The sequence below is a fragment of the Aeromonas sp. MTB genome (assembly GCF_056632455.1).
On sequence record NZ_CP147026.1, the window covers coordinates 3,765,619 to 3,789,968 of the forward strand.

Consider the following 24,350-nt stretch of genomic DNA (forward strand, 5'->3'; position numbering starts at 1 on the left):
AAAAACAAAAGGGTCTGACAATGCAGACCCTTTGAATGTGACCTCGTGGCGATTACTGCTTGGTGCCGTGAGGAGACTTGAGGTAACGGAAGAACTCGCTGTCCGGCTTGAGCACCATCAGGTCGTTGCCACCGGCAAAGCTCTTGCGATAGGCCTCCATGCTACGCACGAAGCTGAAAAACTCGGGGTCTTTCTTGTAGCTGTCGGCATAGATCTTGGCGGCTTCCGCATCCCCTTCACCACGCAGCTGGCGAGCGTTACTCTCGGCGTCGGCGATCATGACGGTCACCTTGCGGTCGATATCGGCACGCAGGATTTCAGCCTTCTCGCGACCCTGAGAGCGGTGCTCACGGGCGACGGCGGTACGCTCGGCGCGCATCCGCTGGTAGATGGAGTTGGAGACTTCCACCGGCAGGTTGATCTGCTTGATCCGCACATCCACCACCTTGATACCGAGCTCGGAGGAGCGCGCCATCTTCTTCAGGGCATCTTCCATCACGGTACTGCGCTCACCGGAGACGATGTCCTTGATGGTGCGGTTACCGATCTCGGAACGCAGACCGTTATTGATCTTGCGTTTGAGCAGATCTTCAGCCTGCAGCTTGTTGCCACCACCGGTTGCCAGATAGTACTTGGAGAAGTCCTCGATCTTCCACTTCACGTAGGAGTCGATGATCAGGTCTTTCTTCTCGGAGGTGACAAAACGGTCGGCCTGGCTGTCAATGGTCTGGATGCGGGCATCCATCTTGCGAACCTGGTCGATGAGCGGCACCTTGAAATGCAGGCCCGGCTCATAGAGGCGGGGTTCACCGGAGTCAACCCGCTTCACCTTGCCAAACTGCACCACAATCCCCTTCTGACCTTCATCAACGATAAAGACAGAGGAGAAGCAGACCATGGCCGCGACAGCGATTGCACCAATAGCTAGCTTTTTCATCTATCAGTTTCTCCCTGAGCTGAAGCGGTCACCGCTACGCAGCGGCATTGTCGGGGTAGAGTTGGCACCCTCGTTGGAAACGGGGACCTGCTCTGTGACCGGGGCGACAGTGGCACGATCAGACTGGGCAGCCTTCGGCTTGCCAGACAGCTTGTCGAGCGGCAGGTAGATCATGCTGTTGTTGCCAGCCGGCATGTCGACCACCACCTTGTTGGCCTGCTGATAGAGCTCTTCCATGGTTTCCAGATAGATACGCTCACGGGTCAGCTCGGGGGCAGCCAGATACTGGGGCAGCAGCTCGTTGAAGCGAGCAACTTCACCCTGGGCTTTCAACACGATCTGGGACTTGTAAGCTTCCGCTTCCTGCTCCAGACGCTTCACCTGGCCACGGGCCTTGGGCTCCACTTCACGAGCATAGGCTTCTGCTTCACGAATGAAACGCTGTTCATCTTCCTGAGCGGAGATGGCGTCATCAAACGCGTCTTTCACCTCTTCCGGCGGACGCGCCGGCAGGAAGTTGACGTCGACGATCTGCAGACCCATCTGGTAGGGCTCGATGATGCCATCGATCACCTGCCAGGTCTCCTGACGCACCTTCTCACGACCGGTAGTCAGGACGTCATCCATCCGGGTATGACCCACTACATAGCGCAGGGCGCTATCGGTGGCCTGACCCAGACTCTCGTCGGCATTGGTCACGCTGAACAGATATTGCTCGGGATTGACCACACGGTACTGCACGTCCATCTCGACCCGTACCACGTTCTCATCCTGAGTCAGCATGAAACCGGAGGCAGGCAGGGAACGCACAGACTCGACGTCCACCGGGATCACCTGATCGATAAAGGTCGGCTTCCAGCGCAGGCCCGGCTCGACAATATGGGAAAACTTGCCAAACCGCAGCACGGCACCACGCTCCGCTTCGCGAATGGTGTAGAAGCCGCTGACGACCCACACCACCACAGCCACAACCAGCGCGATGGAGATACCAAAGCGACCTACATCGCCGCCAGATTTGCCGCCACCAAACAAGCCACCGAAACGGCGACTCACTTTGCGCAGCATTTCATCCAGATCAGGGGGTCCCTGATTCTTGCCGTTATTCCCCCAAGGGTCACGGTCTTTGCCGTTGTTACCAGGCTCATTCCAAGCCATCAGCGTCTCCATTAATACATGCGGATGGATATCATCTCTATCGGGCCGTCATACGTTGAGAAGCCCCTAAGGGTTCATCTTCATCAACGAATCAATGCCTGATAAAGCGTTGTAAACTCTCACCTTCCTGTTTCACGAGGCGGTTCCAGTCGGCCACTTGCAAGCGGACTTCCAGCACGAAATCACCCTCCTCGCTAAAACCTTCCTGCTCAATCCCTTTCAGCTGATAGAGCGCACTGCGCAATCTCGCGGCAGAAGGAGGCAACTGCAGGGTGTGATGCACCATGGAGCCAGCCAGCAATTCGGTCAGCGCCGTAAACAGATGCTCACAACCTTCACCAGTCTGGGCCGACAGCCAGACGCGCAACGGGCGCCCTTCGTCATCTCGCTCCAGACCTGCCGGACGATCCGCCAGCTTGTCTATCTTGTTGCAGATCATCAGCTGGGGCCTGTCATCGGCTTCAATCTCGGCCAATACCTGCTGCACGGAGTCGATATTCTCCTGCATCTGCTCATCGGCACAGTCCACCACATGCAGCAGCAGATCCGCTTCACGGGTCTCCTGCAGGGTCGCCTTGAAGGCCGCGACCAGATCATGGGGCAAGTGTCGAATAAATCCAACTGTATCCGCCAAAATCACATCACCCACATCCCGGATCACCAGTTTACGCAGGGTGGGATCCAGAGTTGCGAACAATTGGTCGGCAGCATACACGCTGGCAGCTGTAAGTTGGTTGAACAAAGTGGACTTTCCGGCGTTGGTATAACCAACCAGTGACACCGTCGGCACTTCGTTGCGGTTGCGGGCACGGCGTCCCTGCTCCCGCTGCTTGGCCACCTTGTCGAGCCGACGCAAAATCGCCTTGATGCGTTCCCGCAGCAGACGTCGGTCAGTCTCAAGCTGGGTTTCACCCGGGCCACGCAGACCGATCCCGCCCTTTTGACGCTCAAGGTGGGTCCAGCCTCGCACCAGACGAGTGGAAAGATGGCGCAACTGGGCCAGTTCGACCTGCAGTTTACCTTCGTGGGTTCGGGCGCGCTGGGCAAAGATATCGAGGATCAGGCCGGTTCGGTCCACCACCCGGCACTGGAACAGACGCTCCAGGTTGCGCTCCTGGGCAGGGGTCAGGGCATGGTTGAAGATGACGACGTCGGCATCCAGCATCTGGACTTGGGACGCGATCTCTTCAGCCTTGCCACTGCCGACAAAAAATTTGGCACTGGGCGCACTGCGACTGGTGGTAATAACCCCCAGCGCATTGACTCCGGCCGAGCTCACCAACATCTTGAGCTCTTCCAGATCCTCCCGCTCACCCTCATCACTGAAGTTGACATGCACCAGAACGGCCTGTTCGCCAGCTTCATAACGGTCAAACAAGCGCTTGCTCCTTAACAGGAATCATGATGAATCTGAGTTGGCGAGTCGACTCGCCCAGGGATATCACGCCTCGGCATCACCCTGTTCATCAGCCGCGCCACCCGGAGTGGGCTGGTGATGATTGACGGCACGGGCCGGTACGACAGTCGAGATGGCGTGCTTGTAAACCATCTGGCTCACGGTGTTTTTCAGCAGGATAACAAACTGGTCAAAAGACTCGATCTGACCTTGCAGTTTGATGCCGTTCACCAAATAGATAGAAACAGGAATCCGCTCACGGCGCAGCGCATTCAAAAACGGGTCTTGGAGAGATTGCCCCTTAGCCATTTTTCTTTTCCTTATAGTTTGTTGTTTTTAAACACCGAATATCAATATAACAACCTGATTATACAGAGAGTGTCAAGCCGCACCAGCGCGAGCAAGCACGCGGTCGAGATTGCCAGACTCACCGGATTCCAACCAGGTCACATCGGGCCAGCCGCGCAACCAGGTCAACTGTCGTTTTGCCAATTGGCGTGTGGCAACAATGCCACGATAACGCATCTCATCATACCCCACTTCACCGCACAGGTAGTCCCACATTTGGCGATAACCCACACAGCGAATGGAGGGGAGATCTGGGTGCAGATCGCCGCGCGCCATCAGCGCACGAACCTCCTGTTCAAAGCCGCCTTGCAGCATCTTGTCAAAGCGCAGTTCGATCCGCTGATGTAGCACGGCGCGATCGCTCGGGGCGATGGCAAACTGCTGCACCCGATAGGGCAAGCCCTCCCCCTGCACCTGCGTCAGCTCGGTAAGGGTCTTGCCGCTGATGCGGTAGACCTCCAGCGCCCGGGAGAGTCGTTGCGGGTCATTGGGGTGGATCCGCGCACCGGCCACCGGGTCAATGCGCACCAGCTCATCGTGCAGCGCCTGCCAACCGAGGCGGGCAGCCTCTTCCTCAATCCCGGCTCGAATGGCGGGATCGGCGGAGGGCAATGGGGACAATCCCTCCAGCAGCGCCTTAAAATAGAGCATGGTACCGCCCACCAGCAGCGGAATGCGGCCACGGTCGGCGATCTCTTTCATCTCCCGCAGGGCATCCTTGCAAAAATCGGCTGCCGAATAGCTCACAGCGGGATCGAGGATATTGATCAGCCGGTGCGGGGCCCGCGCCAGCTCATCGGCAGTCGGCTTGGCCGTACCGATATCCATGCCGCGATAGATCAGTGCAGAATCGACGCTGATGATGTCGCAAGGCAGTGCCTGACACAGTTCAATGGCGAGATCCGTCTTGCCGGAGGCCGTCGGCCCCATCAGAAAAATTGCGGTCGGCAAGTCACTCGCCATGTTCAAACTCCTCCAGCACGGTCGCCAGCGAAAGGGGGCGCACCATGCGAATGTCTGCCAGTTGGTCACTGAAATCGGTCACAAGTTCCGTCAGCAGACGACTGGCAGTTGAAAAATCGTATATCTTCTCGCGGCTTATACCCTGCTCCACCAGCCATTGGCATAATACTTCAGCCTGCTGACCAGCATCACTGTCAGATCCGCCCTCGATAATTTGCAGCAATTCGGGTAACAGACGAACCAGATCGGTCTGGCGCAGCAGAGCCGGCACCCGAGTCAGGATCATGGTGTCGCGTCCCCCGCTTTTCAACTCCAGCCCCATCCGTTTCAGCAAACGTTCCTGCTCGGTCACCAGCGCGATCAAATTCTTCGGCAATTTGAAGGAGACCGGCAGCAACAGTGGCTGGGCCGCCAGCCCCTGACCCCAGGTCTCCAGCAGCCAGTGGCGCAGCAGCACCCGCTCGGCGCGCACCAGCGAGAGCAGCGCCAGCTGATTATCCCGCTCTATCAACAGGTAGGCCTGATCCACCAGTGTCAGGGCGCGACATCCCCCCTGTTTGGGTGACGGCACTGGATCAGTGGGCTGCGCAGGAGCTGCCTCTGCTGCGATAGGCAGCGTAGTGAGCAGAGCGCCCATGCCGCGCATCGCCTCCCGACTTGGGGGCTCGGGCGCTTGATAATTGCTGGCTCGGCCAGCCCCAGCGCCCCCCTCCCGCACCTGTGCAGGTGCCCGGTAGCTGTGCTCGGCACCGTACCACTCCGGGCGTGGCGCCTGACCGGGATATTCAATCTGCGGACTGACCGGCAACTCGACCAGAGTTTCGGCCAGCGGAGTGTCCTGATGAGCGGTGCTCACCCCTTCGCGGCGCAGCGCAGTAAACAGCGCCTGAAAGATAAAGTCGTGGATCAGTCGCGCCTGATGGAAGCGCACCTCATGCTTGGCCGGGTGGACGTTGACATCCACCTGACGGGGATCCAGCTCGATATAGAGCACATAAGCAGCGAAGCGATCGGGAGGCAGCAACTCGTCATAGGCCTGACGGATGGCGTGGTTGATGAGCTTGTCGCGCATCATCCGGCCGTTGACATAGGTGTATTGCAGGTCGTTCTGCGGTCTTGCCCCCTCCGGGGTCGCCAGCCAGCCCCACAACCGCACGTCGCTATGCTCGCTCTCCACCGCCAGCGCATGGTGCATGAAGGGGGTGCCGCAAACGGCGGCGAGACGTCGCTCCTGCTCCGGCACGGTATTGGCGGCCTTGTACTGGCGCACCACCTTGCCATTGTGGCGCAGGATCAGGGTGGCATCGAAGCGGGAGAGCGCGATGCGGCGCACCAGCTCGTCAATATGGGCAAACTCGGTCTTTTCGCTGCGCATGAATTTGCGCCGCGCGGGTGTATTAAAGAAGAGATCCACGACCTCCACCGTGGTGCCCACCGGATGGGCCGCAGGCTTGATGGTGACGCTCATCTCGCGCCCTTCCGCCTGGGCTTGCCAGGCTTCGGACTGCTCGGCGGTGCGGGAGGTGAAGGTGAGACGGGAGACAGAGCTGATGGAGGCGAGCGCCTCGCCACGAAAACCGAGGCTGTTGATCCCTTCCAGATCATCCAGCGTGGCCACCTTGGAGGTTGCATGACGCGACAGCGCAAGTACCAGCTCATCTTTGGCGACACCGCAGCCGTTGTCACGGATGCGGATCAGCTTGGCGCCCCCCTTGTCGATGTCGATCTCGACCCGGTCGGCCCCCGCATCCAGGCTGTTTTCCACCAGCTCTTTCACCACAGAAGAAGGCCGCTCCACCACCTCTCCGGCTGCAATCTGGTTGGCCAGAATGGGTGGCAAAATACGGATCGGCATCATTTACTCCTGAATTTCAATCTTGCGGATAGAGAGCCGTTCCACCACCTCTCCACCAACCGGAATCTGGTTGGCCAAGATAGGGGGCAATATACGGATCGGCATCACTTGCTCCTGAATTTCAATCTTGCTGATGGTATTGGCTAACAGCGAGAGCGGTATCACCCGCTCCCGCGCGTCAGTTTTGCGGAATGTAGAGCACCTGCCCTACCTGAATATTCCGCGATTTGAGCTTGTTGATCTCTACCAGTCGCGCCTGACTCACCCCATGCTTCTCGGCAAGGCGGGAGAGACTCTCCCCCCGCTTGACCACATGGCGGATCATCTGCGACTTGTCATCACTGCGAACGGGGGCGGCAGCGCGGCTCTGCCCCTGCTGGGGAATATAGATGGTCTGACCAATCTGAATATCCCGGCTGCGCAGCTGGTTGATCTCTACCAAAGTGGATTGACTCACTCCATGCTTCTCGGCAAGGCGAGAGAGACTCTCGCCACGTTTGACCACATGGCGGAGCATCCGCGATTTGTCATAGTCCCCCACACTGCTGACCGGTGCACCGCTCTCCTGCGCTGCCGCCGAGTAAGGCTTGATCACCCCGGCGCCAGAGCCGCTCCCAGCACCGCCGTCACGGACGGTGGCGGGCATCTTGTTGGTCACTACCGGCTGCGACTGTGTCTGCCTGGGCTGGCTCACCGGCTGCCGGGCTACCGGTGCAGGGCGAGTAGCAGCAGGTTGACTGACCTGCCCCTTGCCGGTCAGCATGGCCCCCTTGGTCGGGTGGGCGCGGTAGTAGTTGCGGATCCCCTCGAAGATGGCGCGGGCCAGCTGGTCCTGATAGCTGGCGGTGGCCAGCAGCTTCTCCTCCGCATGGTTGGAGATAAAACCGGTCTCCACCAGCACCGAGGGAATATCCGGCGCTTTCAGTACCGCCAGACTGGCGTGCTCCGGCGCCTTCTTGTGCAGTCGGGCAACCTTACCCATGGAACGCAGGATCTGGCGGCTGACGTCATACCCTTCGGCACGGGACTTGTCCATGGAGAGGTCGAGGAAGGTCTGCGCCAGATAGGGGTTGGGATCGGATTCCGCCAACACCTTGCCGACACCGCCCAGCAGCTCGCCCTGCTTCTCTTGCTTCTCCAGCCAGCTACCCATCTCGCGGTTGGCACGGTTGGTCGACAAGACCCAGACCGAGGCACCGCGCGGGGTCGAGTTATGAAAACTGTCTGCATGGATAGAAACCAGCAGATCCGCCTTGGCCTTGCGGGCAATCTCGGAGCGCTTGTTGAGATCGACGAAGTAGTCGCCACGACGAGTCATCACGGCGCGCATCCCCGGCTCGCGGTCGATCAGTGCCGCCAGCTTCTGGGAGACCGCCAGCGTGACCCGCTTCTCGTAGGTGCGGCGCGGGCCGATGGAGCCCGGGTCTTCCCCGCCGTGGCCCGGGTCGATAGCAATCACCACCCCCTTGCCCTTGCCACCGACAGGCGTGGCTTGCACCGCAGCCGCCGAGCGCTTCTCTTCATAAGGCAGGTCGATGACCAGACGGTGGCCATAGGGTCCGGCTGGCGCCAGCGGGAAGACCACCGGCTTGATGGCGGAGCTGAGATCCATCACCAGCCGCAGACCCCCCTTCTCCAGCGGAGTGCTCTGGCGGATCTTGCGCACCAGTTCGCTGTTGTTCTCGATCCGGGCCAGATTGGCGGCGTTGCTCGCCCCTTTCAGATCGATTACCAGCCGATCCGGGCCGGTGAGGGTGAAGTAGTTGTAATTGGGGGCGCTGCTCATATCGAGCACCACCCGGGTGTTATCCGGTGATGGCCAGATTCGTACACTCTTGAGCTGATTCGCCCAAGAGGGTAACGCCATCAAAGAGAGAGCAATAACAAGGATCAAGCGCACGTAGATGACAACCGTTCCAGAATGGCTTCGCCAATAGCAGTGCGAGCCTCTATCAGAACCTCGCGCTGCTCGCCTACATAGGTGAGGGTAATTTCCAGGTCGGGAGCCGGTAACCAGCCCTCGCCCTTCTCGGACCACTCCACCAGACAGAGAGTGTTGGCGGCAAAATAGTCCCGAATGCCCATGAATTCCAGCTCTTCCGGATCAGCCAGGCGATAGAGATCAAAATGGTAGACCTGCCAGCCATCGAGCTCGTAGGGTTCGACCAGGGTGTAAGTCGGGCTTTTTACCTTGCCCTGATGGCCAAGGCCCTGCACCCAGCCACGGGTCAGGGTGGTTTTACCGGCGCCAAGCGTGCCATGCAAAAACACTGTGGTCGCCTGCTGGCAAGCCTGTGCCAGACGGCCACCCAGTGCCACTGTTGCTGCCTCGTCCGGCAGTGTCATCATCAACTGTTTTGCCATGTTCTTCTTTTTAACTTGTAATGGTGTCGGGATTAACCAGTTTGCGGATCAGCGGCAGCAGATCTGAAGCCAGCATGCCCCGCTCGCCGTCAGAGGCGGCCTGATCTGCAGCCTCGCCGTGGATCACGGCGCCCAGCCAGCTTGCCATGGTGGCAGACCAGCCCTGGGCCAAAAGGGCGGCGATTATACCAGATAACAGATCACCCATGCCGCCACTTGCCATGCCGGGATTGCCTTCACAACAGAGAGCTACCCGCTCACCGTCATAAATAAGTGTTCCCGCCCCTTTTAACAACACCACACCGCCATAACGCCGCTGCAGCGCCTGCACGGCGGCAAACCGGTCGGTTTCAATCTCGGCAATGGTGCATCCCAGCAGGCGCGCCGCTTCGCCGGGATGGGGCGTGAGCACCCAATTATCCTGATGGCGGGGAGATTGCGCCAGCCAATTCAATCCATCGGCGTCCAAAACCAGTGGCAGCCGATCGGTGAGATAACGGGCGATTTGTGCTCTTCCCCACTCATCCTGACCGAGGCCGGGGCCGATGACCCGCACCGACGCCCACCCCTCGTCATCAGCGGTAGTGAGACTCATCAGCTCGGGTTGATAGAGGCTGACCGGCGGATGCTCCGGATGCTGACACACCCGCACCAGCCCGGCCCCCGCCCGCAGGCAGGCGCGGGCCGCCAGCACGATGGCCCCCTGCATGCCGCGATTTCCCCCCACCAGCAGCACCTTGCCATAAGAGCCCTTGTGGGAAGCGCGCGGGCGCGGGGTCAGCTGTGTGCTCAGCTGCGGATAATCGATACGCCAGGCGGCGGGCAACATAGTGTCATCAGGCGTGACGCCAAGGGGATCACAGTCGAGCTGGCCGACACAATCCACCCCGTCGCCGGTGAGCATCCCCTGCTTGATACCGATAAAGGTGAGGGTGCGAGTGGCCTGCACCACGGCCCCCATGGCACGGCCGGTATCGCCGTTGAGGCCGGAGGGGAGATCCACCGCCAGCACGGGCACAGCCAAGCCATTGATTGTTGCGACGATCTTTGTCAGTAGTGGCGAGAGGAGCGTGTTGACGCCGGTGCCAAGCAGGGCATCGACCACCAGATCCGGGGCGGAGTGCTGGTCCTTATCAAACTGCTCGGCCAGCCAGACCCGGCCACCGGCCGCCAGCCACTCATCGGCGGCCCGTCTGGCATCCCCCTTCAGTTGGTCCGGTGCTCTGGCGGCAATCACCACCACCTCGATGCCAATCTGGCGGGCAAGGCGGGCCAGCACATAGCCATCACCGCCGTTATTACCGGGGCCGACGAAGATCCACCAGCAGCGACTGTCGGGCCAATGCAGGGTGGCATAGGTGCGCAACGCAGCACCTGCTCGCTCCATCAGGGCATAGAGAGGTTGCCCCTCACGCGCGGCCCAGTTGAGCTCCAGTGCGCGGATCTGTTCAGTCTGCCACAGCCCCTGTGGTAAACTGCCCCCCTCTTTTGTACCCAACGCGCCCCTGATGATCTCTACCATGACGGCTCCCGCCTCTTATCAATCGACCCACGCCAGCAAACGCCAGCCAGGCCAAGCCGCATGAGCGCTCCTGACTTCCACCAGCTGGCCCACGATATCAAGCTCTGGGCACGGGAGCTAGGATTTGACCAGGCGGGCATCACCGACACCGACCTGCGTATCGAAGAGCCTAGATTGCAGGCCTGGCTGGATGCGGGCTATCACGGCAGCATGGATTACATGGCGCGCCACGGCATGATGCGGGCGCGCCCCCACGAGCTGCTGCCGGGCACGGTGCGGGTGTTGTCGGTGCGGATGAACTACCTGCCGTTCGAGGCGGGCTTTGCTGCCACCCTGCGCGATCCGACCCTCGGCTATATCAGCCGCTATGCCCTCGGCCGTGACTACCACAAGGTGCTGCGCAACCGGCTCAAACAGCTGGGTGATCGCATTGAAGCGCGCTGCGCCGAGCTGTTTCAAGGCACTGAAGAGACCTTGGGTGAGTGGCGCCCCTTCGTCGACTCCGCCCCCATCCTCGAGCGGCCACTGGCAGCCAAGGCGGGCCTAGGCTGGGTTGGCAAACACTCACTGCTGCTCAACGAATCGGCCGGCTCCTTCTTCTTTCTCGGTGAGCTGTTGCTCAACCTGCCGCTGCCGCTCGACCAGCCAGTGGAGAAGGAGCAGTGCGGCAAGTGTGTCGCCTGCATCAACATCTGCCCGACCGGCGCCATTGTCGCCCCCTATGTGGTAGATGGCCGCCGCTGCATCTCCTATCTCACCATCGAGAATGACGGCCCTATTCCGGAAGAGTTCAGGCCCTTGATGGGCAACCGCATCTACGGCTGCGACGACTGCCAGCTTATCTGCCCCTGGAATCGCTACGCAGATGCCAGCCCGGAACCCGATTTTAGCCCCCGCCCCAGCCTGCACCGCCCGCCCCTGCTGGCGCTGTGGTGCTGGAGCGAGAGCGATTTCCTCAAACAAACCGAAGGGAGCCCGATCCGCCGCATCGGCTATCAACGCTGGCGCCGCAATCTGGCAGTCGCCCTTGGCAATGGCCCGGCGACCCCCGAGGTGATCGCGGCCCTGCAACTGGGGCTGACCACCGCCGAGCCCATGGTGGCCGACCATATCGAATGGGCGCTGACCACCCTTGCCCGGCGTCAGGATGAAGAGAACAAGAAGACCCGTTTGCTGATCCGCTGCATCGAAAAAGGTCTGTCGGATCACGCATAAGTGATCTGCCCCTTGCCGGATTGCAGCACTTTTTTCATGCTCTGCCGACCTGCAGTGCCCATAACAGCGTGGTCACTGCAAACTGGTCGGCACACAACAAGGACAACACAGATGCATATGTTGGGAGTGGATATTGGAGGCTCAGGGATCAAGGGCTGTCTGGTCGATACCAAAACCGGCGAATTGATTGGCGAGCGCCATCGCATTGCCACACCGCAACCGGCCACCCCGGCCGCCATCGCCCATACCCTCAAGGCGCTGGTCGAACACTTCGACTGGAAAGGACCGGTGGGCTGCGGTTTTCCTGCCACTATTCACAACGGGGTTGCCAAGAGTGCCGCCAATATCGACAAAAGCTGGATCGAAACCGATGCCGAGCATCTGTTTGCCGATGTCACCGGCAAGCCCTGCTATGTGCTGAATGATGCCGATGCCGCCGGTCTGGCCGAGATGCGCTTTGGCGCTGGCAAGGATCGCAAGGGGGTCATCATCCTCATCACGGTCGGCACCGGCATCGGCACCGCCATCTTCGTCAACGGCCATCTGCTGCCCAACACCGAGCTGGGCCATCTGATGCTGGAAGGAATGGTCGCCGAGCACTACTGCTCCGATGCGGCGCGCAAACGGGAGGATCTCTCCTGGAACCGCTGGGGCAAGCGCTTCAACAAGTATCTGGCGCGCCTTGAGTTTCTCTTCTCCCCCGACCTCTTCATTCTGGGGGGCGGCAGCGCAGCCAAGCTGGATAAGTTTGTCGATCGCATCGAGACCCGGGCACCGCTTATTCCGGCGGCCAGCCTCAATCAGGCGGGCATTATCGGGGCCGCCCTCTACGCGGCCGAGCAGCAGGGCTGACCGACGCTCACTGCAAGTCAGCAGATACCAATTGAAAGGGCCCGGCACTGCTGCCGGGCCCTTTTGTTTTGCGGTCATCTTGCGTGTTTGGTGCTTATCACCCGTTACATGTCGTCGAGTCGGTGCACTCCGTGCACCAGTCGGGTCAGGCGGGTCTGCTCCAGCCCGGCCAGATTCTCGAGCAAAGCGGTGGTGGCTGGTGTCGGGCACTCCCGGGCCAGATGACTCAGCTCGCCCACCAGCTGCTCTTCCCAGCGGCATACCTGAGTGACGATATCCTGAGTCTGGACTGATGCCGGCAGCTCGAAGCGGGTAATGGCAGGCAGCATATCCTCGCTGAAACTCTGGTTCAGCCAAGTCTCCCTGACCGCATCTCCCAGCTGAGCGGTATATTCGTGCAGATGGGCACTGGCCGCATCCTCACGCCCTTGCAGATAGACCAGCAACATCCGGCTGCGTTCGCTGTCCACCTGACTGGTCAAACGCCCGTAACAGAGTCCGAGCTGGTGATGAACCTGCTCAAGATAGTGCAGCAACTCTTTGATCTGTTGGAATCTCATCGCACTGCCCTCCATGTTTGTCGACAACATCAGTATAAAAAAACGGCGCCACCGACCCAATCCCTATCCGAGCCCCCCTTGCGCTGCATCAAGGTTGACGCCGACAAAGTGACGGTCAGGTGATCCGGTCGAGAATAGGGAACGCTTTGTGCAGCAATTTGTGTAACGATGGAGGAGCATTAAGCTCGACAGCAGATGTGAACAGAAACGGGCTGGCACACTAATAAAACCATCATATACCCGATATAAACCATCTTTAATTCGGTCATATCCCGTAGGGACGAAACAGGATCTGGAAGAGCAACAATACCATCCTGATCGTTATCCGCCTGACAGAAATCCTTATCACTTTTTTAGACGTCTAGACGTAAAAACATGCGTTGACATGGCCATCCAGACATCTTAGCATCATCCTCCATGATGACAGAGTAACCCAGTGGAACCTCTGCCCAATTTCCCCGCCTGTAGCGCCCTGTGCTTTAAGGCTGTTAGCACGGAAGAATCCATGATTAAGTTGATCGGTCTCAACAAAGTCTACGGTACAGGCAGTGACGCCGTGCACGCCCTGCGTGATGTGAGTCTGCATGTACCCCAAGGCAAAATTTTCGGGGTGATCGGTGCCTCCGGTGCCGGCAAGAGTACCCTCATTCGTTGTGTCAACCTGCTGGAGCGCCCGACAGAGGGTCAAGTCATCGTTGATGGCCAGGATCTGGTCGCCCTGAGCGAACGGGATCTGACCCAGGCTCGCCGCCAGATCGGGATGATTTTCCAGCACTTCAACCTGCTTGCCTCCCGCACCGTGTTTGCCAACATCGCCTTTCCGCTGGAGCTGGCAGGCTGGAGCAAAGAGAAGATCCAGCAACGGGTTGCCGAGCTGCTGGCGCTGGTCGGGCTGGAAGCCCGTGCCCACGCCTATCCGTCCGAGCTTTCCGGCGGTCAGAAACAGCGCGTCGCCATTGCCCGCGCACTGGCACCGGCCCCCAAGGTACTGCTCTGTGACGAGGCCACCTCGGCCCTCGACCCGCAGACCACCCGCTCGATCCTGACCCTGCTCAAGGAGATCAACGTCAAGCTGGGGCTCACCATCCTGCTCATCACCCACGAGATGGACGTGGTGAAGGGGATCTGTGACGAAGTGGCCATCATCAGCGACGGCCGTCTGATCGAACAGGGCGAAGTGGCCTGGTTCTTCAGCAACGCCAAGACCCAGCTGGCCCGTGACTTCATCCACTCCACCATCCATCTGGAGGTACCGCAGGAGTATCAGGATCGGATGAGCAGTGAGCGGGTGCCGGGCAGCTACCCGCTGGTGAAGCTTGGCTTTACCGGCAGCACGGTCGATACGCCGCTGATCTCCGAGGCGAGCCGCCGTTTCAATATCGACATCAGCATTCTGAGCGCAGACATCGAGTACGCCGGTGGCGTCAAATTCGGTTTCCTGCTGGCCGAGCTGTTCGGGGATGAGGCCCAGTGCGAGGCGACTCAGCAGTTCCTTATCGACAACCACATTCAGCTGGAGGTAATGGGTTATGTCCGAAGCCATGATTAATCTGCTCATCACGGCCCTGGGCGACACCCTGATCATGGTGTTTGCCTCCGCCCTGTTCGGCTGCCTGCTCGGCCTGCCACTCGGCGTGGCGCTGCATGTGACCAAGGCGGGCCAGATCCTGGCAAACCCCTTGCTCAACCGTACTCTGGGTATGGTGGTCAACGTGGGTCGCTCGGTGCCCTTTATCATCCTGCTGGTCGCCATCATTCCGCTAACACGGCTGATTGTCGGCACCAGTATCGGCACCATCGCTGCCATCGTGCCGCTGACTGTCGGTTGCATCCCCTTCATCGCCCGTCTGGTGGAAGGGGCCCTGATGGAAGTGCCGGACGGCCTGCTGGAAGCGGCCAAGGCGATGGGCGCCAAGCCGCTGCAAATCATCACCAAGGTGCTGCTGCCCGAGGCTCTGCCCGGCATCCTCAACAGCGTCACCATCACCCTCGTCACGCTGGTGAACTACTCGGCCATGGCCGGGGCCATCGGTGGCGGTGGTCTGGGGGATGTGGGTATTCGTTATGGTTATCAGCGCTTTGACCCGACCGTCATGCTGGTAACCGTGGTTATCCTGGTAGTACTGGTTCAACTTATCCAGAGCGCGGGTGAGCGCCTGGTCAACAAATGTGATCATCGTTAATCGTCGATTTCTGACAGGAGGTTTTATGAAATTTGGCATCAAATCCGTTGCGGCTGCCCTGCTGGCTGGTCTGGTTCTGGCCGGTTGCGGTCAAAAAGAAGAGAGCAAGGTTCTGAAAGTGGGCGCTATTGCCGGCCCGGAGACCGAACTGGTTGAAGTGGCTGCCAAGGTAGCCAAAGAGAAATACGGTCTGACAGTCGAGGTGGTCAACTTCTCCGACTACGTCACCCCGAACGTAGCGCTGAACGATGGCAGCATCGACGTCAACGCTTTCCAGCACAAACCCTATCTGGATGCACAAGTGCGTGATCGCGGCTTCAAGCTGGTGCCGGTTGGCAACACCTTCGTCTACCCGATTGCCGGTTACTCCAAGAAGATCAAGGCGCTGAGCGAACTGCAAGATGGCGCCCAGATCGCGGTACCGAACGATCCGACCAACCTGGGTCGCTCCCTGATCCTGCTGGCCAAACAGGGTCTGATCACCCTGAAGGATGGCGCCGGTCTGGAAGCCACCGTGCTGGATATCGCCAGCAACCCGCGCAACTTCAAGATTGTCGAGCTGGAAGCAGCCCAGCTGCCACGCTCGCTGGAAGACGTGGACTTGGCTATCATCAACAACACCTTCGCCGGTCAGATTGGTCTGACCCCGACCGAGAACGGCCTGTTTGTTGAGGACAAAGAGTCCCCCTACGTCAACCTGATCGTCGCCCGTGACAACAACAAGGATGACGAGAAGGTCAAACAGTTCGTACAAGCTTTCCAGACCGATGATGTCTACAAGAAAGGTCTCGAGCTGTTCAAAGGCGGCCTGGTAAAAGGTTGGTAATTGCTCACTCGGCAAAAAAGGCCACGCAATGCGTGGCCTTTTTTATTGGCGCCGCTATCATATCCGCGAGCACGGCAACACGAACATACTCATAACATGAAAAAATGGTATCTGGCCTACTGCAAGCCAAAAGAAGAGGCCCGCGCCCGCGCCCACCTCGATGCCCAGGGTATCGAATCCTATTACCCCATGGTGGAGATCGAGAAGCTGCGCCGGGGCAAACGAGTTCCGGTACGGGAACCCATGTTCCCCAACTACCTGTTTATCTTTGTCGATTTGGAAGAGGTAACACCGGTCACCCTGAAATCAACCCGCGGCATCAGCCGGATCATCCACTTTGGCAGTGAATGGACCCCCATCAGCAGCAAGCTGGTCTATCAGCTGATGAGCCGCGATGACAGCGACGAGGCGAGAGCCAGCTACGCCAGCCTGCCCTGCTCGGGCGACAAGGTGCTGATTGAAGAGGGGCCGTTGGCTGGATTCGAAGCCATCTATATGGAGCCTGATGGAGAGAAACGGGCGATTTTGCTGGTCAGCCTGCTCAACCGGGAGACTACCAGCAGCTTCGACAACCACACCTTCAGACGTCTGGACTAAGCCCATGGGCCAGACGGCCCGGTGAATGGCAATAGCAATGGCGGGATGCTCCCGCCATCTCACGCATCACGATCAAAGCGGGCGATGACCGCCTTCAGCTTGCCGGTATCGCCAGCCAGTCTGGCTACGATCTCCTCCCCCTGCTGACTACGCTGACAGGATTGCCGACTGAGCGCGGCAATGTCGTCGACCGTCCCGGATACCTCGGCGGCCACCCGCGACTGCTGCTCGGTTGCCACCGAAATGGCCTCCAGCTGGCCCGACAGCGACTGCACCAGCTCGTTCATGGCACTCAGGGTATCGGTCACCAATCCAACAGCATCCCGGCCTTGCTCTACCAACCGGGTACCGCTGCTGACGGTACTCACCGTCTGGCGAGTCTGCTGGGAGATGGCCGCAATAGTCTGGCTGATCTCGGCGGTGGATTGATGGGTGCGGGTTGCCAGCTGGCGAACCTCATCGGCCACCACCGCAAAACCACGCCCCTGCTCGCCTGCCCGCGCCGCTTCTATCGCCGCATTGAGTGCCAGCAGATTGGTCTGCTCGGCTATAGTGGCGATCACCTCGGTGATCTGCCCCACCTGTTCACTCTGATGCTCCAGCAGCCCCATGGCTTCGTTGGCCTGTTCAATCATGGCGGCAATCTGCTGCATGGTATCGCTCATTCGTGCCAGCGCGGCCTCTCCCTGACGGGTCTGCTGCTTCACCTGATGGGCTCCATCCGCCACACAGGCAATGTTGCCAGCCACATCACGAGCACTCACCGACATCTGATCGATAGCCGCCGCCACCGCATCGACCCGCTGATCCTGCTCCGTCAGATCCGCCACTATGGCTCTGGTGGTGCTGCCCACATCGAGACAGGCCACCTCGACCTGCCCCACTGCGCCCTGCAACTCCCCGACCAGATGATGTAACTGGGCAGACATCCGGTTGATGGAGCCAGTCAATTCTCCCAACTCATCCTGCCCTGTGATTGGCAAGGACTCGGCCGCCAGCCGACCATCCGCAACCTGCCCCGCCCGGGTCACCAGACAGGCAATGTCACGGGTCAGACGGCGACTAAAGAGCCATGCGACCACCATGCCAAGCACGATGGCGCTGCCGGTAGCCAACAGCAGAGTCTGGTTGATGGCCCTCCCGGCTCCAGTCATCTGCGCCGAAATCTGATCCACCTCGGCACGGGTTTTCTCCACCTGCTGGACCAGCTGCTCGCTTAGGCTGGACTGCATCGGCTCGATGTCGGTGGCCATCAGGTAGTTTGCCTGATCCCAATCCGGCGCCTGGCGTTTCTCGATCACCTGCCCCACCAACTCGGAGAAGGGGGTCGCCATCTCTTCAAACAGCAGCCAGAGGATCTGCTGGGTGTCAGTAAAGAGCGCGGCTTGCTGTTTAACCTCAGCCACACGCTGCTGATGAAACTGGTAGTAATCCTGATACTTGCTGCGGTATTCGGGGTCACCTGAGATGAGAAAATCCCGCAGGGCTGAGAGAGCGTTGGCGAGGCTGTTATAGGCATCCCCCACCTGTTTGAGCAGCATGCGGCGATCGCCGGAGAGTTGAGCCTGCGGAGTACCAACTTCTTCATTGGCAAAGGATTGCAGCTGATCGAGCGCAGCCTCCGCCAGCGGCCCCGCCTCCTGCAGCATCAGAGTGTGAGCGGGCAGATTCTCTTCACTCTGGGCGATGGTCCACACCTTATCCTGATTGCTTTTGAAGGTCTCGAGAGACTTGGCGAGCGCCGGACTGAAGGCCTGATGGGCGATGGCCTGCCAGGCCGACTCCCACTCCTGCTTGAGACGGGCAGCCTGAGCCGGATCCTTGCCGAGGATCAGATAGCCACGCAAGGCAGAAACGGTGGCAACCAGCGCCTTCTGGCTCGTTTCATCCCGCTGCAGGGCGGGCAGCGCCTGCTCCAGCAGGGTGTGTTGGGCCTGATTGATCTGGGTCAGCCGGTAATAGACCAGCGTGGAGGAGAGCAGGATCAGCAGGTTGATAAAACCGAAGCTGAGCAGCAACTTGCTTGAGATTTTCATGAACATCCTTGTTCAAACGGAGGGATCCAGCCAACAGAATCAGATAGATATCAGTGTAGGCAATCTATCTTGCCAAGTCCGGTGCCAATTAGCCAATTCACTGCGCGGCATCGGGCGGGCAGAGAAAAATCCCTGACAAAGGTCGCAACCGAGTTGGGCCAGCACTCGCCAGGTCGCCTCATCTTCTACCCCTTCCGCCACCGACTTCAGCCCCAGCTTGCGGGCCAACTCGATACTGGACTCGATGATAGCCAAACGTGACGGATCGGCATGGCAGCGATCGACAAAGGAGCGATCCAGCTTGAGTTCGGTGAACGGCAACAGTGCCAGCTGCTGCATCGAGGAGTAGCCGGTACCAAAATCATCGATGGAGAGGCCAAAACCATGCATCCTTAGCCGGGTCAGCACCTCCAGAGACTTGCCCAGATCCTGTACGAATGCGCTCTCGGTCACCTCCAGGGTGATGAGCTCAGGATTGATACTCCAGCGCTTGCACTGATCAATCAATAAGTTGCAAAGATCCCCTTCAATGAGTGAGGTGGTGGAGAGGTTCATCGACAGATTGAGTGACAACCCGGTTTCCTCCCATAAATGGCCATCACTCAGAGATTTGCTGATGATCACCTCGGTCAACGGATCGATAAGCCCGTTGTGCTCCGCCAGTGAAATAAAACGCCCGGGCGGGATCAGGCCAAACTCGGGGTGTTGCCAGCGGGCCAGCGCCTCCATCCCGACCCACTCGCCGGATGCAAAACTCACCTTGGGCTGATACCAGGGCAGCAGTTGATCTTGTTCGATCGCCCGACGCAACTCATCGAGTCCTATTCTGTGCCCCTCTTCCTCCCTGAGGGGTTCCTGCCGGGGTGACCAAGCCTGGATAAGCCGCTGGAGCTGCTGCGGCGTTGAGGGTTTCTCTATGCGACCGAGCACCTGCAAGCCATAAGCGGTGCTCATACGCAATACAGCTTCCACCACATCCCCCTCAAGTGCGCTGGAGAGGATAATGCCGCCCTGAAAACCACCTAGCGACAGGCGGCGCAACAGCGCCATGCCATCCATTCCGGGCATTCGCAGATCGCAAAACAGGATATCGACGTTGTGTTGCTGGCTAAGCGCCAACGCCTCGATACCATCAACCGCTTCCAGCAGATTCGGGTAACCCAGGCTGCGGATCTGGTGCAGCAGCGCCTTGCGCTGAAATCCATGGTCTTCCACGACCATGATGACCAACTCATGTTGTGCTTTTTTCATCGAGCCATAATCCAATGTCGTGGGCAATCGCCGTCATCAACCTCTGCACTGTGCTGACCAGATCGTCGAGCTCGTCGAGCCGCTTCAATCGCGCTGCCGATTCCAGCATGGCAGCCTGGCTGGCAAGCTCCTCCAACCCGACCATTCGGGCAGCCCCCTTGATCCGGTGGGCTGTCTCTACCAAAGCGCTGGCATCATGACAAATCAGCGCGGCCATCATGGCCTCGCCATCCTGCCGGTTGGAATCGAGATACTCCACCGCCATGGCTCGCGCGGTCAGCTCGTCACCAAACAACGCTAACCAGCGCTCAGCCTGCATGCCTGTAGCCCCAACAACGGGCGCAACCGCGCTTCTGGTTGGCGTCTTCTCTGCCAGCCAATGGGCCAGCATCTGGCGCAAGATATCCAGTGGGTAGGGCTTCAGTAACATGTCACTCATACCAGCCTCTACCATACGATCACTCGCCTCTTCCGACGTATCTGCCGTTACCCCTATGATGGGGGCCGTCACTCCCGCAGCCCGCAGCGCCTTGGTCAGGGCATAACCATCCATCACCGGCATATGGCAATCAGTCAACAGCAGGGAGAATTGCTGTCCCTGCCAGGCCCGCAGAGCCTTCTCGCCATCTTCCACAACCTGAGCCTCGATACCAAGAATGGCCAACTGCCGTGCCAGCAAGGCACGATTGACCGGATGATCATCAGCCACCAATACTTTGCCACCCAGCTTCTCTGCAAGCGCAGGGAGGATTGGTGTGACCCGCTCCTGTAGCAATTCGTGGCAGCTCTCCAGCAGAAGATCCGGATAGAGAGGGGATAGACCCAGGCGCCACCATTTCTGTTCACCAATCCGACCCCGTAACGCCTCATCGGGTGACGCTATGATCCCCTTCAGCGCAGAGTGTTGCAGCCAGCTTTGCCATTCCCCCCCCAGCGCTTGCTCAAGCCACCGTTGATCGGCCAACAGCAACCCTTCCAGTGAGCGACTGAGCTCATTGGCCCCCAAGTACCTGAGCTTGGCCCCCTGCCGTACCATGGCCGCTTCGAGGTTGGTGTCATCGCTGAAAAACCACCATTCTGTGTCAGCCAGAGCTGGGGGATCCCACTGCGGATTGGTTAGCGGCACGGTGAAGCGGAAGCAGGAGCCCTCCCCTGCCTTGCTGGTCAGTGTCAGTGCCCCCCCCATTTTGCATACCAGCTGCTCACAGATTGCCAACCCCAAGCCGGTGCCACCAAAACGACGGTTGATATCTGACTCCACCTGCTCAAAAGGCGTGAACAGCAGCGCCTGCTTCTCTTCGGCGATCCCGATACCGGTGTCACTGACACTGATGGTCAGTTGCTCGCTCAGGTAGCTGACCTGGATAGTAATCCCCCCTTGTTCGGTAAACTTCACCGCATTATTGAGCAGGTTGGAGATGACCTGACCGATACGCACCCCATCGATGTCGGCCCAATCCGGCACATGATGCTCCCACTCCAGCACCACATTGAGCCCCTTGTTATGAGCCAGTGCCGCGTGGCCACGAATGGCATCGCAGACCACCGTTTGCAAGCGGCTGCTCTGGTAATTCAACTGCAACTGACCCGCTTCTATCTTGGAAAAATCGAGGATGTCATTGACCAGATAGAGCAGGTTATTGGTCGAGGTGACCACATTGCGCACCATAAAACGCTGGTCGTCGTTGAGCTCGCTCATTTGCAGCAATTCGAGCATGCCATGCATGCCTGAAATGGGAGTGCGCAGCTCATGGCTCATGGTTGCCAAAAAGCGGCTGCGAGCCTGCATCGCCTGCTCGGCATAGGCGCGAGCTTCGCGCAGCTCATATTCCTGTTGCTTGAGGGCAGTGATGTCCTGAATCACCCCGTTAAGGATCAGTGCCTGCTGCTCCTGTCTGACAAAGTTGCCACGCACTTGCAGATAGCGATCTCCATCAGGTCGCTCTACCTTGACCTCCAGATCGAGGGGCGCCAGAGTCTCGGCATGATTGGCCACCTTGCTGACAAAATCCTGCAGCGCCTCTTCGGTAAAGCCGAACACCTCACCACCCGATTCGGCATTGAACAGGTCCTGCCGGGAAGCCCCGAGGATCTCGCTGGCCCCCTGAGAGGCATACAAAAACCGCCCCTTGCCGGGTCCTTGCCACAAATACTGATAGACCACCCCAGGCATGCTGTCGGTAATCTGGGTAAGGCGATTTTCAGCCTGACGGGCGCGCTCCTCCGCCTCCTTGATCCGGCTGACATCGGTCAGTACTGTCAACACCCCCAGCATATTGCCATCGGGATCGCGATAAGGGCGTTTGGCATAGATAACATGGCAGGGCGTGCCATCTGCTCGCAGGTTACTGCCTGCACCCTCCAGATCCTGTCCGGTCTGCCACACCCGGCGCTCTTCTTCCAACACACTGTTTCTGAGTGTCTCTGGCATGTTTTGCAGCTCCTCACTGCTACTGCCAGCACCAAGGAAAGCATCGCGATAGGCCTGATTGCACAAGGTGATCCGCTGCTCGCTATCACGTAGCGCCACCATGGTTGGCAGTGAGTTGAGCAAGGTCTGCACAAACAGCAACTGTTCGTTCAGCTTGTCCTCTGCGATTTTCCGCTGCGCAATCTGGCGACGCAAACTGCGAGCCCAGAGCATCACCAGCAAACCGCTGACGAGCAAGGCGCCCCCCCCTATAGCCAACCACTTGTAAATCAGGGTGTAATCAGACTCGATATTGACCGACACATTGAGCCAGCGTCGCTCCAGCAGCTGCCACTCCTCATCCGTGATGGTCAGCAGCAACTTGTCCATGATGCGGAGCAACTCGGGCTGAGCATTGTCGACGGCCATACTGATAGGTACGGAAAATTCGGGAGAGCTCAGCACTACCTGATACTTATCATTGAAACCCTTCATCGCCTGCTGTCCCAGATTGGTCATGGTCAACAGCACATATTCGGCTCTCCCAGTGTCAAGCAAGGTCAGTAAATCGGCATCTTTGCCTACTTCGATAATATTGGCGCCCAGCGCGTGAATGAGAGAGGCTTCGTAAGAGCCCGTCACACCACCAATCAGACGCCCTTTCAGCTCGACCAACGACTTCAGCGGGCGAGCACCGTGTCTGGCTACAACATAGCTGTCGAACTTCAGATAGGAGGAGGTAAAAGAGGCAAAAGACTGACGATCTTTGAGCGGTGTCATCAAGGGAATAAGGTCCACTTTGTGCTCTTTCAGCAGTTTTAGTGACTCCTGCCAGGTATTTGTCGACGCCAGCTCAAAGCGGATCCCGGAGCGCAGACTCAATAATTTCATCAGGTCTGCCGTATAGCCATGCAATTCACCTTCGTCATCGATTTCACTGATGCCGGCAAAGCCGGGGGCAACGGCGAACTTGATCACCTTGTTTCTCTGCTTCAGCCAACTAGCCTCATCTGGTTCCAGCAAAAGGCCAGCGTTGGCGCGTTCATCTTTCTGATGCAACCGTAATCGTGAGTCTGCAACGGGTATCTGTTGATATGCATGCCAAAGCTTCTCGCTCAGCTCTGGCTGTCGGGAGCTGGTCGCCATCGTCAGCGTGCTGCCAGAAAGCCACCCTGGAGCGACAACCCCCATTGACGCTGGCATTCTCTCCATCTTGAGGGAAACAATGGGTTCCAAATCAAGATATGCATCGACAGCGCCCAGCTTGACCATATAGGTCGCCTCAGTACGGCTCTCCAGCTCAGTTACATCAGAGATCCCCAAACGAGCCAATTCATTACAACTGCCAAACCCGCGAATACAGACCCAGCGTAACTTGCGCGCCTGCTCCAGGGTCAATCGCTGATCCGGGGTATGCATTAAAATGGAGCGAGCATAAGAACCGATACTGCCAATAGGGTTTATCCCCTTCAATTCAAGAGCATTACGTTCGACTCCGATTAATGCATCGATCTGGCCGCCTTGGAGAGCAATCTGGGCATCCACGTAGGAGTTGTAGGGGATATAACGCAATGACACGCCCATTTCGGCTGCAATGCGCGAGGCCAGCTCCTTGAGCGGACCGGCATAACGCAGGTTGGGGAGTTGATAGATGAAAGGGAGATAGCCGCCACGGGGAACCCCAACCAGCAGCTCCTTTTGTGCAGAAATCTCGTTACTTGTGCTCTCATCTTGCGGTTGGGGAGCCGCAACAGCCAACATGCCCGAAAACAACAGCAACATGGGAAGAAAAAGCTGACGAAGGAGTGGCATAAGGTCTTGTCCTGATGAGTAAAACAGATAGGGCTGCCACCTCTAATCTTGCAGATCCTGACGACGCA

Annotated in this window: 20 protein-coding genes; 6 read left to right on the top strand and 14 right to left on the bottom strand. The window is 58.8% G+C overall.

What is annotated here, in order from left to right:
* Positions 1–52: 52 nt before the first annotated feature.
* From hflC to WBR25_RS17210, 10 genes are all read right to left on the bottom strand, one after another.
* Positions 53–937 (bottom strand): protease modulator HflC, encoded by an 885-nt coding sequence (gene hflC, locus WBR25_RS17165; RefSeq protein WP_005339038.1) that lies wholly within the window; start codon positions 935–937, stop codon positions 53–55.
* Positions 938–940: 3 nt separating this feature from the next.
* Complete coding sequence (gene hflK, locus WBR25_RS17170) at positions 941–2,092, bottom strand: FtsH protease activity modulator HflK (protein WP_005339041.1); 1,152 nt, start codon at positions 2,090–2,092, stop codon at positions 941–943.
* Between the two features lie 91 nt (positions 2,093–2,183).
* A complete protein-coding gene (gene hflX / locus WBR25_RS17175) occupies positions 2,184–3,470 on the bottom strand; it encodes a ribosome rescue GTPase HflX (RefSeq protein ID WP_005339043.1) in 1,287 nt (428 codons plus the stop codon).
* A gap of 63 nt (positions 3,471–3,533) precedes the next feature.
* Positions 3,534–3,797, bottom strand: a complete 264-nt coding sequence (hfq, locus tag WBR25_RS17180) for an RNA chaperone Hfq (protein WP_005339045.1) — start codon at positions 3,795–3,797, stop codon at positions 3,534–3,536.
* A 72-nt stretch (positions 3,798–3,869) separates the two neighbouring features.
* Entirely contained in the window at positions 3,870–4,799 is a 930-nt protein-coding gene (gene miaA / locus WBR25_RS17185; RefSeq protein ID WP_429146047.1) for a tRNA (adenosine(37)-N6)-dimethylallyltransferase MiaA, read from the bottom strand.
* Entirely contained in the window at positions 4,789–6,654 is a 1,866-nt protein-coding gene (gene mutL, locus WBR25_RS17190; RefSeq protein ID WP_479749915.1) for a DNA mismatch repair endonuclease MutL, read from the bottom strand. The genes miaA and mutL overlap by 11 nt, the downstream gene beginning before the upstream one ends.
* A gap of 3 nt (positions 6,655–6,657) precedes the next feature.
* A complete protein-coding gene (locus WBR25_RS17195; RefSeq protein ID WP_323913175.1) occupies positions 6,658–6,819 on the bottom strand; it encodes a hypothetical protein in 162 nt (53 codons plus the stop codon).
* 13 nt (positions 6,820–6,832) lie between these two features.
* Entirely contained in the window at positions 6,833–8,521 is a 1,689-nt protein-coding gene (locus tag WBR25_RS17200) for an N-acetylmuramoyl-L-alanine amidase (protein ID WP_479748718.1), read from the bottom strand.
* Between the two features lie 23 nt (positions 8,522–8,544).
* A complete protein-coding gene (tsaE, locus tag WBR25_RS17205) occupies positions 8,545–9,018 on the bottom strand; it encodes a tRNA (adenosine(37)-N6)-threonylcarbamoyltransferase complex ATPase subunit type 1 TsaE (protein WP_005339056.1) in 474 nt (157 codons plus the stop codon).
* A 10-nt stretch (positions 9,019–9,028) separates the two neighbouring features.
* Positions 9,029–10,540 carry an NAD(P)H-hydrate dehydratase gene (locus WBR25_RS17210; RefSeq protein WP_479748720.1) on the bottom strand — a complete coding sequence of 504 codons (1,512 nt, stop codon included), beginning with the start codon at positions 10,538–10,540 and terminating at the stop codon, positions 9,029–9,031.
* Between the two features lie 60 nt (positions 10,541–10,600).
* Between WBR25_RS17210 and queG the strand changes: the two genes are divergently transcribed.
* Together queG and ppgK are read left to right on the top strand one after the other, a co-directional pair.
* Positions 10,601–11,755: a tRNA epoxyqueuosine(34) reductase QueG gene (gene queG, locus WBR25_RS17215; RefSeq protein ID WP_479748722.1), complete on the top strand. Its 1,155-nt coding sequence runs from the start codon at positions 10,601–10,603 to the stop codon at positions 11,753–11,755.
* Positions 11,756–11,866: 111 nt separating this feature from the next.
* Positions 11,867–12,607 carry a polyphosphate--glucose phosphotransferase gene (gene ppgK / locus WBR25_RS17220; RefSeq protein ID WP_005339062.1) on the top strand — a complete coding sequence of 247 codons (741 nt, stop codon included), beginning with the start codon at positions 11,867–11,869 and terminating at the stop codon, positions 12,605–12,607.
* Positions 12,608–12,711: 104 nt separating this feature from the next.
* Here the strand turns inward: ppgK and WBR25_RS17225 are convergent, their stop codons facing one another.
* Complete coding sequence (locus tag WBR25_RS17225; protein ID WP_201938481.1) at positions 12,712–13,167, bottom strand: hypothetical protein; 456 nt, start codon at positions 13,165–13,167, stop codon at positions 12,712–12,714.
* Positions 13,168–13,672: 505 nt separating this feature from the next.
* Here WBR25_RS17225 and metN point away from each other — a divergent pair.
* The 4 genes from metN to rfaH all read left to right on the top strand — a co-directional run bounded on the left by metN (position 13,673) and on the right by rfaH (position 16,773).
* Positions 13,673–14,716 carry a methionine ABC transporter ATP-binding protein MetN gene (gene metN, locus WBR25_RS17230; RefSeq protein ID WP_042080560.1) on the top strand — a complete coding sequence of 348 codons (1,044 nt, stop codon included), beginning with the start codon at positions 13,673–13,675 and terminating at the stop codon, positions 14,714–14,716.
* Positions 14,697–15,350 (top strand): methionine ABC transporter permease, encoded by a 654-nt coding sequence (locus tag WBR25_RS17235; protein WP_005339070.1) that lies wholly within the window; start codon positions 14,697–14,699, stop codon positions 15,348–15,350. Before metN ends, WBR25_RS17235 begins: the two co-directional genes overlap by 20 nt.
* A 25-nt stretch (positions 15,351–15,375) precedes the next feature.
* Entirely contained in the window at positions 15,376–16,176 is an 801-nt protein-coding gene (metQ, locus tag WBR25_RS17240) for a methionine ABC transporter substrate-binding lipoprotein MetQ (protein WP_005339072.1), read from the top strand.
* A 96-nt stretch (positions 16,177–16,272) separates the two neighbouring features.
* Positions 16,273–16,773, top strand: coding sequence for a transcription/translation regulatory transformer protein RfaH (rfaH, locus tag WBR25_RS17245; protein WP_005339074.1), 501 nt, complete (start codon positions 16,273–16,275; stop codon positions 16,771–16,773).
* 59 nt (positions 16,774–16,832) lie between these two features.
* Here rfaH and WBR25_RS17250 read toward each other — a convergent pair whose 3' ends face one another.
* The 3 genes from WBR25_RS17250 to WBR25_RS17260 are packed head-to-tail and all read right to left on the bottom strand — an operon-like array spanning position 16,833 to position 24,282.
* On the bottom strand, positions 16,833–18,809 hold the full coding sequence (locus tag WBR25_RS17250) for a HAMP domain-containing methyl-accepting chemotaxis protein (RefSeq protein ID WP_479748725.1): 1,977 nt from the start codon (positions 18,807–18,809) through the stop codon (positions 16,833–16,835).
* A 39-nt stretch (positions 18,810–18,848) separates the two neighbouring features.
* Positions 18,849–20,060: an EAL domain-containing response regulator gene (locus tag WBR25_RS17255; RefSeq protein ID WP_236353034.1), complete on the bottom strand. Its 1,212-nt coding sequence runs from the start codon at positions 20,058–20,060 to the stop codon at positions 18,849–18,851.
* A complete protein-coding gene (locus tag WBR25_RS17260; RefSeq protein ID WP_479748727.1) occupies positions 20,041–24,282 on the bottom strand; it encodes an ATP-binding protein in 4,242 nt (1,413 codons plus the stop codon). Before WBR25_RS17260 ends, WBR25_RS17255 begins: the two co-directional genes overlap by 20 nt.
* Between the last annotated feature and the right edge of the window lie 68 nt (positions 24,283–24,350).